Source organism: Streptomyces sp. NPDC048278 (assembly GCF_040652195.1).
Taxonomy (GTDB): domain Bacteria; phylum Actinomycetota; class Actinomycetes; order Streptomycetales; family Streptomycetaceae; genus Streptomyces.
Genome location: NZ_JBEZLP010000003.1, coordinates 404386 through 417606, shown reverse-complemented (window position 1 = coordinate 417606; position 13221 = coordinate 404386). Strand labels below are relative to the sequence as shown.

The 13221-nt window shown below is 73.0% G+C and carries 13 protein-coding genes and 1 riboswitch; of the genes, 5 read left to right on the top strand and 8 right to left on the bottom strand.

Going from position 1 to position 13221, the window contains the following annotated elements; genetic code table 11:
* Positions 1–84: 84 nt before the first annotated feature.
* From AB0D74_RS08065 to thiO, 3 genes are all read right to left on the bottom strand, one after another.
* Entirely contained in the window at positions 85–879 is a 795-nt protein-coding gene (locus tag AB0D74_RS08065) for a thiazole synthase (RefSeq protein ID WP_362581713.1), read from the bottom strand.
* A gap of 5 nt (positions 880–884) precedes the next feature.
* Positions 885–1097 (bottom strand): sulfur carrier protein ThiS, encoded by a 213-nt coding sequence (gene thiS, locus AB0D74_RS08060; RefSeq protein WP_362581711.1) that lies wholly within the window; start codon positions 1095–1097, stop codon positions 885–887.
* Complete coding sequence (thiO, locus tag AB0D74_RS08055) at positions 1094–2263, bottom strand: glycine oxidase ThiO (protein ID WP_362581709.1); 1170 nt, start codon at positions 2261–2263, stop codon at positions 1094–1096. The genes thiS and thiO overlap by 4 nt, the downstream gene beginning before the upstream one ends.
* Positions 2261–2372, bottom strand: a riboswitch (TPP riboswitch). (Overlaps the previous gene by 3 nt.)
* Positions 2373–2536: 164 nt before the next feature.
* On the opposite strand from thiO, the gene AB0D74_RS08050 reads away from it, so the two are divergent.
* From AB0D74_RS08050 to AB0D74_RS08030, 5 genes are all read left to right on the top strand, one after another.
* Positions 2537–3769: an FAD-dependent oxidoreductase gene (locus AB0D74_RS08050; protein ID WP_362581707.1), complete on the top strand. Its 1233-nt coding sequence runs from the start codon at positions 2537–2539 to the stop codon at positions 3767–3769.
* 108 nt (positions 3770–3877) lie between these two features.
* Positions 3878–4243, top strand: a complete 366-nt coding sequence (locus tag AB0D74_RS08045) for an Rv2175c family DNA-binding protein (RefSeq protein ID WP_362581705.1) — start codon at positions 3878–3880, stop codon at positions 4241–4243.
* Between the two features lie 33 nt (positions 4244–4276).
* Positions 4277–4924, top strand: a complete 648-nt coding sequence (thiE, locus tag AB0D74_RS08040) for a thiamine phosphate synthase (protein WP_362581703.1) — start codon at positions 4277–4279, stop codon at positions 4922–4924.
* 101 nt (positions 4925–5025) lie between these two features.
* Complete coding sequence (gene metF, locus AB0D74_RS08035) at positions 5026–5949, top strand: methylenetetrahydrofolate reductase [NAD(P)H] (RefSeq protein WP_362581701.1); 924 nt, start codon at positions 5026–5028, stop codon at positions 5947–5949.
* Positions 5950–6005: 56 nt separating this feature from the next.
* The gene (locus AB0D74_RS08030; protein ID WP_362581699.1) at positions 6006–7034 is read left to right on the top strand and encodes a hypothetical protein; all 1029 of its coding nucleotides are present in this window, start codon (positions 6006–6008) and stop codon (positions 7032–7034) included.
* Positions 7035–7068: 34 nt separating this feature from the next.
* Here the strand turns inward: AB0D74_RS08030 and AB0D74_RS08025 are convergent, their stop codons facing one another.
* The 5 genes from AB0D74_RS08025 to AB0D74_RS08005 form a co-directional block, all read right to left on the bottom strand.
* The gene (locus tag AB0D74_RS08025; RefSeq protein WP_362581697.1) at positions 7069–8577 is read right to left on the bottom strand and encodes an NAD(P)/FAD-dependent oxidoreductase; all 1509 of its coding nucleotides are present in this window, start codon (positions 8575–8577) and stop codon (positions 7069–7071) included.
* A gap of 47 nt (positions 8578–8624) precedes the next feature.
* Positions 8625–9239: a DUF4126 domain-containing protein gene (locus tag AB0D74_RS08020; RefSeq protein ID WP_362581695.1), complete on the bottom strand. Its 615-nt coding sequence runs from the start codon at positions 9237–9239 to the stop codon at positions 8625–8627.
* A 384-nt stretch (positions 9240–9623) separates the two neighbouring features.
* Entirely contained in the window at positions 9624–10250 is a 627-nt protein-coding gene (locus AB0D74_RS08015; RefSeq protein WP_362581693.1) for a TetR/AcrR family transcriptional regulator, read from the bottom strand.
* Between the two features lie 62 nt (positions 10251–10312).
* The gene (locus tag AB0D74_RS08010; protein WP_362581691.1) at positions 10313–12397 is read right to left on the bottom strand and encodes a YhgE/Pip domain-containing protein; all 2085 of its coding nucleotides are present in this window, start codon (positions 12395–12397) and stop codon (positions 10313–10315) included.
* Entirely contained in the window at positions 12369–13160 is a 792-nt protein-coding gene (locus AB0D74_RS08005) for an ATP-binding cassette domain-containing protein (RefSeq protein WP_362581689.1), read from the bottom strand. Before AB0D74_RS08005 ends, AB0D74_RS08010 begins: the two co-directional genes overlap by 29 nt.
* Between the last annotated feature and the right edge of the window lie 61 nt (positions 13161–13221).

The window sequence follows — 13221 nt, the reverse complement described above, 5'->3', positions numbered from 1 at the left end:
CGGCCCCCACGGGAGAGCCCGGCCTTCCAGCGAACAGTTTCGGGCGGTGCGTGGGTGGGAGCGAAGGCGGGAGCGGACCGGCGTTCAGAAGGCAGGGCGCTCGGGGTCCAGCACGGCCAGGCCCTCCGCAGGAGAGGACGCCTCCGCGAGGTACCGGCGGGGAATCCGCCCCGCCAGCCGGGCCAGCCGCCCCGCCTCCACCCCGGCCCGCATGGCGTGAGCCATCCGCTCGGGATCCTGCGCCCGCGTCACCGCCGACGCCAGCATCACCCCGGCACACCCCAGCTCCATCGCCAGCACCACGTCCGACGCCGTACCGGCCCCCGCGTCCAGAATCACCGGCACCCGCGCGTGCTCGACGATCAGCTGGAAGTTGTGCGGGTTGCGGATCCCGAGCCCGGACCCGATCGGCGACCCGAGCGGCATCACCGCGGCGCACCCCACGTCCTCCAGCTTCCTGGCGAGGACGGGATCGTCGTTCGTGTACGGCAGCACCGTGAACCCGTCGTCGACCAGTGTCTCCGCCGCGTCCAGCGTCTCGACCGGGTCCGGCAGCAGCGTCCGCTCGTCGGCGATGACCTCCAGCTTGACCAGATCGGTCCCCAGCGCCTCCCGCGCCAGCCGGGCCGTCAGTACGGCCTCACCGGCCGTGTAGCAGCCCGCCGTGTTCGGCAGCACCCGGATCCCGAGCCGGTCGAGCACCGACAGCACGGACCCTCGTACCCCCGGGTCCACCCGCCGCATCGCGACCGTGGTCAGCTCGGTCCCGGACGCGACGAGCGCCCGCTCCAGCACCTCCAGGCTGGGCGCACCCCCGGTACCCATGATCAGCCGGGAGGAGAACGTCGTACCCCCGAGGACGAACGGATCGTCGGCCATGGCGTTCAGCCTCCCTGCACGGCGGTCAGGACTTCCACCCGGTCGCCGTCGGCGAGCCCGGTCGTCGCCCACTGCCCGCGCGGTACGACGGTCTCGTTGACGGCCGCGGCCACCCCGGAGGGCGCGACCGTGAGGGACCGTACGAGCGAGTCGAGAGCGGTGCCCGGGGCGATCTCCCGGCGCTCCCCGTTGACGGAGATGGTGACGGAGATGTTCATGCGGTCTGCTCCACGAGTACGTCGGAAACCGGGCCGAAGCGCCTCGGTGTGAACGGACGGGCCTCCGCCGGCAGCTCGCCGCCGGTCAGCAGCTCGGCCATCACGTCTCCGGTGACCGGCGTGAGCAGCACCCCGTTGCGGTAGTGGCCGGTGGCCAGCAGCAGTCCGTCGAGGCGGGTCGGCCCGAGCAGCGGCGCGTTGTCGGGGGAGCCGGGGCGCAGCCCGGCCCGGGTCTCGGTCAGGGGCAGCTCGGTGATCCCGGGCACCAGCTCGTGCGCGTCGCGCAGCAGCTCGTACACGCCGCCCGCGGTGACCGCCGTGTCCCAGCCCAGCTCCTCGCTGGTCGCGCCGACCACCAGTTCGCCGTTCTCCCGGGGCACCAGGTAGATGTTCCCGCCGCGCACCACGGCCCGGACGGTCCGGCTGAGGAACGGCGCGTACGGGGCGGGCACGGTCAGCCGCAGCACCTGCCCCTTGACCGGCCGCACCGGCGGCAGCACGTCGTCGGGCACGCCCGCGAGCCGCCCGCTCAGGCTTCCGCCGGCGAGGACCACCTGCCCGGCGCCCCACGTGTCACCCGCGCGGGTGCGGACACCGGTGGCCCGCTCCCGCGCCACCTCCAGGCGCTCGGCCCAGTCGTGGTGGAACACCACCCCGGCCCGCTCGCACGCGGCCACCAGCGCGGCCGAGAGCCGGCGCGGGTCGATCTGGTGGTCGCCGTCGACCCGCAGCCCGCCGCGCACACCGGGCGCGAGCATCGGCTCCAGGCGCCGGCACTCCCGCCCGGACAGCCACTCGGACTCCAGGCCCGACTGCTGCTGGAGGGCGTGCAGCTCGCGCAGATGGGCGCGGTCGTCGGCGTCCAGCGCGACCGCGAGGGTGCCGCACCGCCGGTAGCCGAGGTCGTGGCCGGTGAGCTCGGTCAGCTCGGCGGCGAAGGCGGGATAGCGGCGCGCGGAGGCCAGGTTGAGCCCCAGCAGGGTCTGCTCGCCGTAGTGCAGCTCGGTGACCGCGGCCAGCATCCCGGCCGCGACCTGCGCGGCACCGCCGCCGGGCGCGGGGTCGACCACGGCGACGGCGAGCCCGCGCTGGGCCGCCCGCCAGGCCGTGACCAGGCCGATGATGCCGCCCCCGATGACGAGGACGTCGGACGTACGTGAGGACATGGGCGTCCAGCCCCTCCCTTCGCCGGCATGACCCGGATCAGGTTCGTACGGTCGGAGGCCGCCAGCCTCCCTCTCAGCCCGGTGCGTCCGGGCTCCCGCGTGTGCTTCCCCGCCACCCTAGCCCGCGGGGCTCCGCCCTTGTAAGACGGCCTCGGGCGGCGCTGTGGCCAGTGCGGCGGACAGCGCAGCGGAGAGTGCTGTGGAACAGGTCACTCGTCGCGCCCCTGACTGACTCTTTGTCAGTTGTCTATCGTTCTTGTCTATGGTGATCACGTGAGCGAGCAGACGCAGCGACGGAGCACGTCACAGACGCGGCGCGTGGTCGTCGTGGGCGCGGGCATGGCCGGGGTGCAGACCGCCGTCGCCCTGCGCGAGCAGGGGTTCACCGGGACCGTCACGCTGATCGGCGCCGAGCCGCACCAGCCGTACGACCGGCCGCCGCTCTCCAAGGCCGTACTGCTCGGCAAGTCGGAGGGGTCCGCCTTCGAGGTCGACTTCGAGGCGCTCGGCATCGAGCTGGCGCTCGGTCGCGAGGCCCTGGGCGTGCGCACCGCCGACCGCGAGCTGGACACCGGGACCGGACCGGTGCCGTACGACGTCCTGGTCCTCGCCACCGGCGCCGAGCCGATCACCCTGCCCGGCACCGAGGGCGTGCCCGGCGTGCATCTGCTGCGCACCCTGGACGACGCCGAGCGGCTGCGGCCCGTGCTGGCCCGGCAGCACGACATCGTGGTCGTCGGCGCCGGCTGGATCGGCGCCGAGTTCGCCACCGCGGCCCGCGAGGCCGGCTGCGCGGTCACCGTGGTCGAGGCCGCCGACCGTCCGCTCGCGGGAGCGCTTCCCGCCGAGGTCGCCGCGCCGATGGCCGCCTGGTACGCGGACAGCGGCACCGACCTGCGCACGCACGCGCGCGTGGCGGGCGTCGAACCCGGCGCGGTGGTGCTCGACGACGGCTCACGGCTGCCCGCGGGCGCCGTCGTGGTCGGCATCGGCGCCCGCCCCGCCACGGCCTGGCTGGCCGGCTCCGGCATCGAGCTGGGCACCCACCGCGAGGTGCTGGCCGACGACCGCCTGCGCACCGACGTCCCCGACGTCTACGCCGTCGGCGACTGCGCGTCCTTCCCGTCCGGCCGCTACGGCGAGCGCCTGCTGATCCACCACTGGGACAACGCCCTCCAGGGCCCGCGCACGGTCGCCGCCAACATCCTCGGCGAGACCGACGCCGTCTACGACCCGGTGCCGTACTTCTGGTCCGAACAGTTCGGCCGCTTCGTCCAGTACGCCGGCCATCACGCCGCCGCCGACCACCTGATCTGGCGCGGCGACCCGGCCGGCCCGTCCTGGAGCGTCTGCTGGCTCCGCGAGAACCGCCTGGTCGCCCTCCTGGCGGTAGGCCGCCCCCGGGACCTGGCCCAGGGCCGCCGCCTGATCGAGGCGGGGCGCCAGATGGACGCCGAGGCACTGGCGGACCCTGGACGCCCCTTGAAGGATGCGACGTACGGCTGAACGGCGCCCCGCACGGGGCGCGGGGAACCGCGCGACCAGCCCCCACCGCGCCGCACCCGAACAACGACCCATCGCGGCCCACCCGGCAATGCGCCTACCCTTGACCCCGTGACCGAGATTGACACGAAGATCGATGCTCTCGTCCCCGCCTGGCTCACCGTCCCCGACATCGCAGAGATGATGGACGTCGAGGTGACGCGCGTGCGCCAGCTGGTCAAGGAGGGCCAGCTCATCGCCGTCCGCCGCGGTGAGAACAGGGCACTGCACGTCCCCGCCGCCTTCATCGACGGCGACAAGGTCGTCAAGGGCCTGTCCGGGACCCTGACGCTCCTGCGGGACGACGGCTTCAGCGACGAAGAGATGCTGGAGTGGCTCTTCACTCCCGACGAGACCCTGCCCGGCACCCCCGCGCAGGCGCTCAGCGAGAATCGCGGCACGGAGGTGAAGCGCCGCGCCCAGGCGCTCGCCGTCTGAGGCAGCCAGTACCGACACCACGGGGGACCACCGATGACCGACACCGCCCGCGCCCAGCTGGCCGACGCCCGCCTCTACCTGTGCACGGACGCCCGTAAGGAGCAGGGCGACCTCACGGAGTTCCTGGACGCGGTCCTGGCGGGCGGTGTCGACATCGTGCAGCTGCGCGACAAGGGCATGGAGGCCGCCGAGGAGCTGGAGCACCTCGCCGTGTTCGCCGACGCCTGCGCCCGGCACGGCAAGCTGCTCGCGGTCAACGACCGTGCCGACGTGGCGCACGCGGCCGGTGCCGACGTGCTCCACCTCGGCCAGGGCGACCTGCCGGTCCCGGCCGCCCGGGCGATCCTCGGCCCGGACGTCCTGATCGGCCGCTCCACGCACGCCGGGTCCGAGGCCGCCGAGGCCGCCGTGCAGGACGGCGTGGACTACTTCTGCACCGGTCCCTGCTGGCCCACCCCCACCAAGCCCGGCCGCCCCGCCCCCGGCCTCGGTCTGGTGCGGTACACCGCCGCCCTGGCCACCGACCGCCCCTGGTTCGCGATCGGCGGCATCGACCTCGGCAACCTCGACCAGGTGCTGGACGCGGGCGCCCGCCGGGTGGTCGTCGTCCGCGCGCTCACCGCGGCCGACGACCCGGGCGCGGCGGCGGCCGAGTTCGCGAAGCGGCTGCGGGCGCTGTGACGTGTCCAGTATCCGGACACGAGGTCCACGAGATGTCGACAATTCGGGCAAATGTCCCGACTGCGGTTGGGTGACCGCCCGCCCCTGACTAACCTGCGGGTATGGCCCTTGGAACCGCATCCACCAGGACTGACCGCGCACGCACCGTGCGCGACATGCTCGCCACCGGCAAGACCACGTACTCGTTCGAGTTCTCGGCGCCGAAGACCCCCAAGGGCGAGCGGAACCTGTGGAGTGCGCTCCGGCGGGTCGAGGCGGTCGCCCCCGACTTCGTCTCCGTGACCTACGGCGCCGGCGGCTCCACCCGCGCCGGCACGGTCAGGGAGACCCAGCAGATCGTCGCGGACACCACGCTCACCCCGGTCGCCCACCTCACCGCGGTCGACCACTCGCTCGCCGAACTGCGCAACATCATCGGGCAGTACGCGGACGCCGGGATCCGCAACATGCTCGCGGTGCGCGGCGACCCGCCCGGCGACCCCATGGGGGAGTGGGTGGCGCACCCGCAGGGTCTGACCTACGCGGCCGAACTCGTCCGCCTCATCAAGGAGTCGGGCGACTTCTGCGTGGGCGTCGCCGCCTTCCCGGAGATGCACCCGCGCTCCAGCGACTGGGACACCGACGTCCGGCACTTCGTCGACAAGTGCCGCGCGGGCGCCGACTACGCCATCACGCAGATGTTCTTCGAGCCCGAGTCGTACCTTCGCCTTCGTGACCGGGTCGCCGCGGCCGGTTGCGAGACGCCGGTGATTCCGGAAATCCTGCCCGTCACCAGTGTGAAGATGCTGGAACGGCTGCCCAAACTCAGCAACGCGGCCTTCCCGGACGCCCTGAAAGAGCGGATCCTCACAGCAAAAGAGGATCCGGCGGCGGTACGCTCCATTGGCATCGAACACGCCACGGAGTTCTGCGCCCGGCTGCTGGCCGAGGGAGTGCCAGGACTGCACTTCATCACGCTCAACAACTCCACGGCGACGCTGGAAATCTACGAGAACCTGGGCCTGCACCATCCCCCGCGGGCCTAGACCGGCCGCACCGGAGTAGGACACACTGCGTAGCGGTCACAGGGAGAGGGGCGTACATGGGCTGGACGGTCCTCTACGTAGCGTTCGGCATCGTCGCGCTGTGGTTGCTCGGCGAGGTACTGCTGCAGTACAAGGCGCGGCTGCGCTGGCGGCTGCTCGCCTTCGTCGGATTCCTCGGAGTCGTCTTCGGTGTCCTGATCCCGTCGGTCATCGTCATCGGTGTGGGCGCGATCGCCTTCGCGGTCGGCCAGACCTACGTCACGCTGTCCTTCCGCCGCGGCTTCGAGGCCGGCTGGGCGGTCAAGCGCCCCGGTGCGGACGGTGAGGGCGGCGGCCTGACCAAGCGCCGCCGCGGCGAGCCGGACGAGGACCAGGGTCCGGAGGCCACCGGCCCGGACGCGGCCGACGCCGCCTACGCCGAGCAGCAGGGCGCCTACGCCGCGGCCCCGGGCGGCGGCGATCCGTCCTACGGCGGCGACGAGTACGACCGCGACGACGTGTTCACCCCGGCGGCCCGCACCATGGAGCCCGGCGCGGCCGAGAGCACCGCGGTGTACGAGCCGCAGCCGATGCCCGACGACACCGGCTCCTACGGCGTCTACCGCGACACCGGCTACGCCGCCACCGGCGACCAGCAGGCCGCCTACGCGACCGCCGGCCAGGACCAGGCGTACGCCGCCCAGGGCACCGACCAGAACTACGCCTACGACTACTCCGGCTACGGCCAGCAGCAGTACGGCTACGACACGAGCGGCGGCCAGCAGCAGTACGCCAACTACTCCGACCCGTACATCGGCAACCAGACCTACGGCGGAGCCGGGTACGACCAGTCGTCGTACGGCACCCAGCAGTACGACCAGCAGGGCTATGCCCAGGGTCAGTACGGCAACGGCAACGCCACCGGCGGCTACGGCGAGACCCCGGCGGGCGGTGTCTGGGTCCCGCAGCAGCGCGCCGACGAGACCTACGGCGGCGAACTCCCGCAGGAGCAGCAGTACCCCTACCAGGGCCAGGGCCAGGGCGACGGCCAGGGGCAGCAGCAGGGCCACCAGGGCAACGGGTACGACGAGCAGTACCGTTTCTGAACCGTCCTCGTCCCCGTCCGGGCGGCACCGCGTCTCACTGCGAGCCGCGGAACTCCGGCCCCTCCACGATCAGCCCGGCCACCATCGCCCCCGACATACCCGCGTGCGGGAGCCCGCCACCGGGATGGGACCAGCCGCCGGCGGTGAACAGGCCCGGTACCGCCGTGGTGTTGGAAGGATGCAGCGCACCCTCCGCCGCGGCCAGCGCGGGCGGCGGCACCGCACCGCCCGAGGCGCCGGTCTCCCGCTCGGTGTCCACGGGCGTGCGGACCTCGCGCCACAGCACCCGCTCGCACAGCCCCGGCAGGGCACGCTCGGCGGCGGCGACCATCCGGTCCGCGAAGGCGTCGGCGGCCCCCGGAGCGGCCCAGTCGTGCCAGGCGGTCGACGGCACCGTGGCCGTCACGACCACTGACTCGTGCTCTGTGTCGGGACGCAGGGCCGGATCGTCCGGCCGGTCCACGACGACCGTCGGCAGATCGGGCAGCTCCCCGTGCCTCAACGTGTCCAGGTCGCCCTCGGCGTCGGGGCCGTGTACCACCGTGCGGTGTACGGCGGTCGGCTCCCGTGCGCCGCGCAGCGCCAGACACACGACCACCCGGCCCAGGTAGCCGTCCTCGGATTGCGGGCGCACGTCCTGCGGGCCGTACAGCTCCCTGTCCGCGACCAGGCGGCCCAGCCGCCACGGCCCCGTACCGACGACGAAGTCCGCCTCCACCGCCGTGCCGTCGGCCAGCTCCACCCCGGCCGCCCGGCCCTCCTTCTCCGAAACCCCTACGACCTCGGCGCCGAAGACGAACTCCACCCGCCGCTTCACACACCGCTCGTACACCGCGCGGGCCAACTCCCGTATGCCGCCCCGCACGTACCAGGTGCCGAAGGCGTGCTCCAGGTACGGCAGCACGGCCGTGCTCGCCGGGGCGCTGCCGGGATCGATGCCGTGGGCGAGCGCGTAGCCGTCCAGCAGCTGTCCCAGCCGCGGGTCGCGCAACTCCCAGGCGCCGATTTGGAACAGCGTGCCCGCCCGGCGCGTGCGCAGCAGCTTCTTGTGGGGGACCGACGGGTACGGTTCGCGGTCGGCCAGTACCTGCCAGTTCGGCCACAGCGGCTCCTCCAGGAGCGGGCGCCGGGTGCGGTCCCAGGCCTCCCGGGCCCGCACCAGGAAGTCGCCCCAGCGCTGCCCGGCACCGGCCCCGAGGGCCTCGTCCAGGGCGGCGACGACACCCGCGCGGGACGCGTTCGGCAGGGACACCTCGGTGCCGTCCGCGAAGACGTGCCGGGCCGACGGGTCCACCTGGACCAGCTCGACGCAGTCCTCCAGCGGCTCCTTGCCGGTCTTGACGAACAGATCCCGGTACACGGCGGGCAGCGGCAGCAGACCGGGGCCGGTGTCGAAGGCGAACCCGTCGCGCTCGAACCGGCGCACCGCGCCGCCGTACGTCTCCGTGCGCTCGTACACCGTCACCCGGTGGCCCGCGACGGCCAGCCGGGCAGCCGCCGCCATGGCGCCCATCCCGGCGCCGATCACCGCAATCCGTCCCATGCCCGCGACTTTATCGACCGCCACTGACAGTGCGGTCCGGTGGGCCGTCAGCCCGGTGGCGGGGGCAGGTGCGCGGCCAGCCGCCGTTCCTCCCGGCGCTGGGCCCTGCGGCGCCAGAACCGCCGGATCCGGGAGATCAGGAACACCAGCACGATCAGACCCGTGGCGAGCAGCACCGCGGCGACGACCGCAGCGGCCAGCGGGTGGAACATCGCGAACGACACGATCCCGGCGACCCCGAGGTCCTCGGCGAAGCTCAGCACGATGTTGCTGAACGGCTCCGGCGAGGTGTTGACCGCCATCCGGGTCCCGGCCTTCACGGTGTGGCTGGCCAGGGCCGTGGAACCGCCGACCAGCCCGGCCACCACGTCGTTGACCGAGCCGCTGTGCCCGGCGAGCAGCGCGCCGACCCAGGCGCCCGCCACCGGCCGGATCACCGTGTGCACGGAGTCCCACACCGAGTCGACGTACGGGATCTTGTCGGCGACCGCCTCGCAGAGGAAGAGCACGCCCGCGACGATCAGCACCTCGGGGCGCTGCAACGTCTCGGGGACGTCGTCGCTCAGGCCCGTCGCGCCGAAGAGACCGAGCAGCAGCACCACCGCGTAGGCGTTGATTCCGCTGGCCCAGCCGCTGGTGAAGACCAAGGGGAGTACCGACACGGACGCGATCGTAACCAGTCCGGGGCCGCGCGTCCTGGGCGCAGGTGCGCAGACCTGAGTACGTCTACCCAGGGATCGAGTTGAGTACGCGCACGGATGGGCCGCGACCTGCGGGAACGGGAGAGTGGAGACACGGAAAGGGGCGCGGGGTCCGGCACCGCCGACACGGGGCGGCGGAACGGCACCCTCGCCCTTGACCGCTCCTTCCGCCGATTCGCGTCGGCGGAAGCGAGACACGGGGGAGAGGGGACCCGGGGGAACAGCGGGAAACCGGGGGAACACGGGGGAGCACGAAGGTGCACGGGGGTGCACGGAAGGCGCCGGTCCGACGGCGGCCCGCGGGGGACGCGGCCGGCGCCGGACCGGCGCTTTCGCACACCCGGCTCAGCGTTTCCCGCTCACCCGCCCCTGGAGGAGCCGGGACAGCGCCGCGTGGACGTCGTCCAGAGAGCGCTCCGGCTGGAAGGACTGCCAGTCCAGGGCCGCCACCAGCACCATCCCGACCAGCGCGGCAGCCGTCAGCTGGACGTCGATCTCGTCGCTGAACTCGCCGTTCTCCACCCCTTCGCGCAGCACCCCCTCGACGACCGCGACGGCCTGCTGCCTGACCACCATCAGCGTCGACTGCCAGGCCCGGTTGGTGCGCCACAGCTCCGCGACGTAGAGCTGGGTGAAGGCCGGGTAGCGTTCGATGAAGACCAGGCCCGCGCGGACCATCGCGTCCAGCGCGTCGACCCGGCTGCCGCCCTCCCGCGCGGTCCGCTCGGCGGCATCCTTCAGGGAGGCGGTGAGCAGGCCCACGCCGTGCCGCAGCAGCTCCTCGAAGAGGACCGACTTGCTCGCGAAGTTGTAGTAGACCGTGCCCTTCGCGACGCCTGCCCGTTCGGCGATCTCGTCCACCGTGGTGGCCGAGAAGCCCTGCTCGGCGATGAGCGTGACGGCGGCCTCGTAGAGCTTCTGCCGGGTGGCCTCACGGCGTGTGCTGCCGCCCGTGGTGCTGCTGCTTTCCATGGTCCCGATTCTCACAGGAACGGCGGCCCCCGCGGGCACCGAAGAGGAGGTCATGGAGGTCCTCACAGGCTCAGTTCAGGATGCAGCCGGTCCAGCGTCCACACCTGGCGGCGCCGGGCGGAGACGGCGGTGAGCGCCAGGGCACCCGCCGTGAACGCCACCAGGACGGCGCAGGCCTGCCACACCGGCCCCAGTCCGCCGCCCGTGATCAGCCGCCGCAGGGCCGCCACGACGTAGCTCATCGGGAGGAACGGGTGGATCGCGTTGAAGAAGCCCGGGCTGGTCTGCACGGGATACGTGCCGCCCGCCGACGTCAGCTGGAGCATCAGCAGGGCGAGCACCAGGATCCGTCCGGCCGCCCCGAAGCGCGCGTTCAGCCACTGCACGATCGCCGCGAAACAGGCCGCGACCAGGAACAGGAACCCGACCGTCCCGGCCGCGCGGGCCATCTGCAGCCCGATCGCCCAGTGCAGTACGGCCATCAGGGCGGACGTCTGCAGCACCCCGACCGCGGCCACCGGCAGCCAGCCCGCCAGCGCGATCCGCCAGGCCGCCGAACCGGCCGCCAGGGCACGCCGGTTGAGCGGCTGGATCAGCATGTAGGCCACCATCGCGCCGACCCACAGGGAGAGCGGGATGAAGTACGGGGCGAACCCGGTGCCGTAGTTGGGCGCCTTGTGCAGGTCGTGCGAGGCGAGCTGGACCGGGTCGGACATCACCCCGGTGCGTTCGTCACGGTCCTGCTTGTCGTAGTCGGGGATCTTCGCCGCGCCGGCGTGCAGGCCGCCGGCGAGCGTGTTGGACCCGTCGGCGAGCTTGTACATCCCGCCGTTGAGGTCGTAGGCGCCGGACTCCAGCCTGCCGAGGCCGCTGTCGAGGCCGGTGGCGCCGGTGACGGCGGTGCCGAGTCCGGTGTGCAGCTTCGCGGCGCCCGCGGCGACCCGGGCCGCGCCGTCGTTCAGCGTGTCGATCTTCTTGACGGCGTCGGCGACGTCCTCGGAGAGGTGCGGGGCGCGGTCGGCGAGGGCCCGCGCCTGGGTCTGGAGCGTGCCGAGGTTCCCGTCGAGCGTCTTCAGGTCGCCGTTCTGGTCGGCGATCAGCGTGTTCAGGTCGTCGGCGACGGCGGCCACGTCGTCGGCCGCGTCCCTGGCCTTCTTCAGGTCGGGGCAGACCGGGTCGGTCAGCAGGTCCGCCGAGCAGCGCGCGGCGTAGACCTGGTCCAGCGTGTCCGCCGCCGCGTGGGCGGTCTTCCGGGCCGCCGGAGCCGTCTTCACCAGGACGCCCAGGTTGTCCCGGACGGTCCCCGCCGAGTCGGCGACCAGCCGGGCGGTGTCACCGATGGTCTTCTCGTTCTTCGCCAGGTACGGGCCGACCTTGCCGTAGACCCCGTCGACCTGGTCCGCCAGGGCCTGGGTGCCGTCCGCGACCTGCCGCGAGCCGTCGGCCAGCGTGCCGGCGCCCGCGTCCAGCTTCCTGATCCCCTTGGCGAGCTTCGCGCTGCCGGTCCTGGCGTCCGCGAGGCCGTCCGCGAGGTCCTTCGACCCCTTCTCGGCCTTCCCGATGCCGCCGGCCAGGGTGTCGGCGCCCTCGGCGGCCTTCACGGTCTGCCCGTGGATGTCGGCGAATGAGATGAAGATCCGGTCCAGGAAGGAGCGGGACGCCTTGGTGGAGGCCGCCGAGCGCACCTCGTTGAAGACCGTGCGGGAGATCTGCCCGACGATGTAGTTGTTCGCGTCGTTCGTGCGTACCTGGAGCGCGCCGGTCTCCGGGGAGTCGCCCGCGCTGGAGGCGATGCGCGCGCTGAAGTCGGCGGGCATGGTCAGCGACAGGTAGTACGTGCCGTTCTCGACGCCCCTGCGGGCCTCGGCGGCACTCACCTCCTGCCAGTCGAAGGTCCTGCTGTCCTTCAGCCCGGCCACGAGGTCGTCGCCCGCGGTGAGCCTGCTGCCGCTCGCGGTCGCCCCCTTGTCGTCGTTCACGAGCGCCACGGGGATGCGGTCGAGGCGGCCGTAGGGATCCCAGAACGACCACAGGTACAGCGCGCCGTACAGCAGCGGCAGCACCAGCAGGGCCACCAGGGCCGCGCGCGGCAGCCGGCCCCGTCCGAAGCGCCTGAGCTCAAGCGCGGCCAGTCGTGGCGAGCGCATCGCCGGCCTCCTCGTCTTCGTCGTCTTCGTCGTCTTCCTTGTCTTCGGCGTCTTCGGCGTTTTCCTCCGATGCCGGTGCGGTCGCGGTGCTGACGACGACGGCCCCCGCCATCGCCTGTCCGCACACCGCCACCACCGTCGTCCCGGCCTCGGCGATCGACGCCAACAGCGCGCGCACCTCGGCCCGTTCGGACTCCGACAGCTTCAGGTCCGCGTCGTCCACGGCCAGCAGCCGCGGCTTTCCGACCAGCGCCAGCGCCACGGACAGCCGCAGTGCCTCGATCCGCTCCAGATCCCGTACGGCGGTCCGGGCGCCCTTGGGCAGCGACTCCGGGTCGAGCCCGGCAGCGGCCAGCGCGTCGTCGATCCGCTGCCGGGCCCGCGCCCCGCGCTCCGCGCGCGGACGCAGCAGTGCGCGCAGGGAGTCACCGAACCGGCGCTGCAGCAGGGCCCGTTCGCGCAGGTGCTCGCCGACGGTCAGGGCGGGTTCGAGGTCGGTGACCCCGGCCACGTTGGCCACCGCGCTGATCCGGCGCACCGCCGACAGCTGTTTCGGCAGCCGGGCCGCGCCGACGGTCGCGGTGCCCTCGGTGGCCTTCATCCGGCCGGTGAGCGCCAGCAGCAGACAGGTGCGGCCGGAGCCGGACGGCCCCTCCACCGCGATCAGCGCGCCGGGCCCGGCGTCCAGGGAGATCCCCCGGAACGCCCAGCCCCGCGGGCCCTTGAGCCCGAGGCGCTCGGCCGTGACAGGTACGCCGTGCACAGGTTCCCCCCTGCTCTTCCTTCGGAAATTTTTTGAACTGACTGGTCAGTGCAAAAACTAC

Coding starts and splice junctions, on each gene's coding strand:
- AB0D74_RS08065 (WP_362581713.1), bottom strand. CDS start 879: ATGGCCGACGATCCGTTCGTCCTCGGGGGTACGACGTTCTCCTCCCGG.
- thiS (WP_362581711.1), bottom strand. CDS start 1,097: ATGAACATCTCCGTCACCATCTCCGTCAACGGGGAGCGCCGGGAGATC.
- thiO (WP_362581709.1), bottom strand. CDS start 2,263: ATGTCCTCACGTACGTCCGACGTCCTCGTCATCGGGGGCGGCATCATC.
- thiE (WP_362581703.1), top strand. CDS start 4,277: ATGACCGACACCGCCCGCGCCCAGCTGGCCGACGCCCGCCTCTACCTG.
- metF (WP_362581701.1), top strand. CDS start 5,026: ATGGCCCTTGGAACCGCATCCACCAGGACTGACCGCGCACGCACCGTG.
- AB0D74_RS08030 (WP_362581699.1), top strand. CDS start 6,006: ATGGGCTGGACGGTCCTCTACGTAGCGTTCGGCATCGTCGCGCTGTGG.
- AB0D74_RS08025 (WP_362581697.1), bottom strand. CDS start 8,577: ATGGGACGGATTGCGGTGATCGGCGCCGGGATGGGCGCCATGGCGGCG.
- AB0D74_RS08015 (WP_362581693.1), bottom strand. CDS start 10,250: ATGGAAAGCAGCAGCACCACGGGCGGCAGCACACGCCGTGAGGCCACC.
- AB0D74_RS08010 (WP_362581691.1), bottom strand. CDS start 12,397: ATGCGCTCGCCACGACTGGCCGCGCTTGAGCTCAGGCGCTTCGGACGG.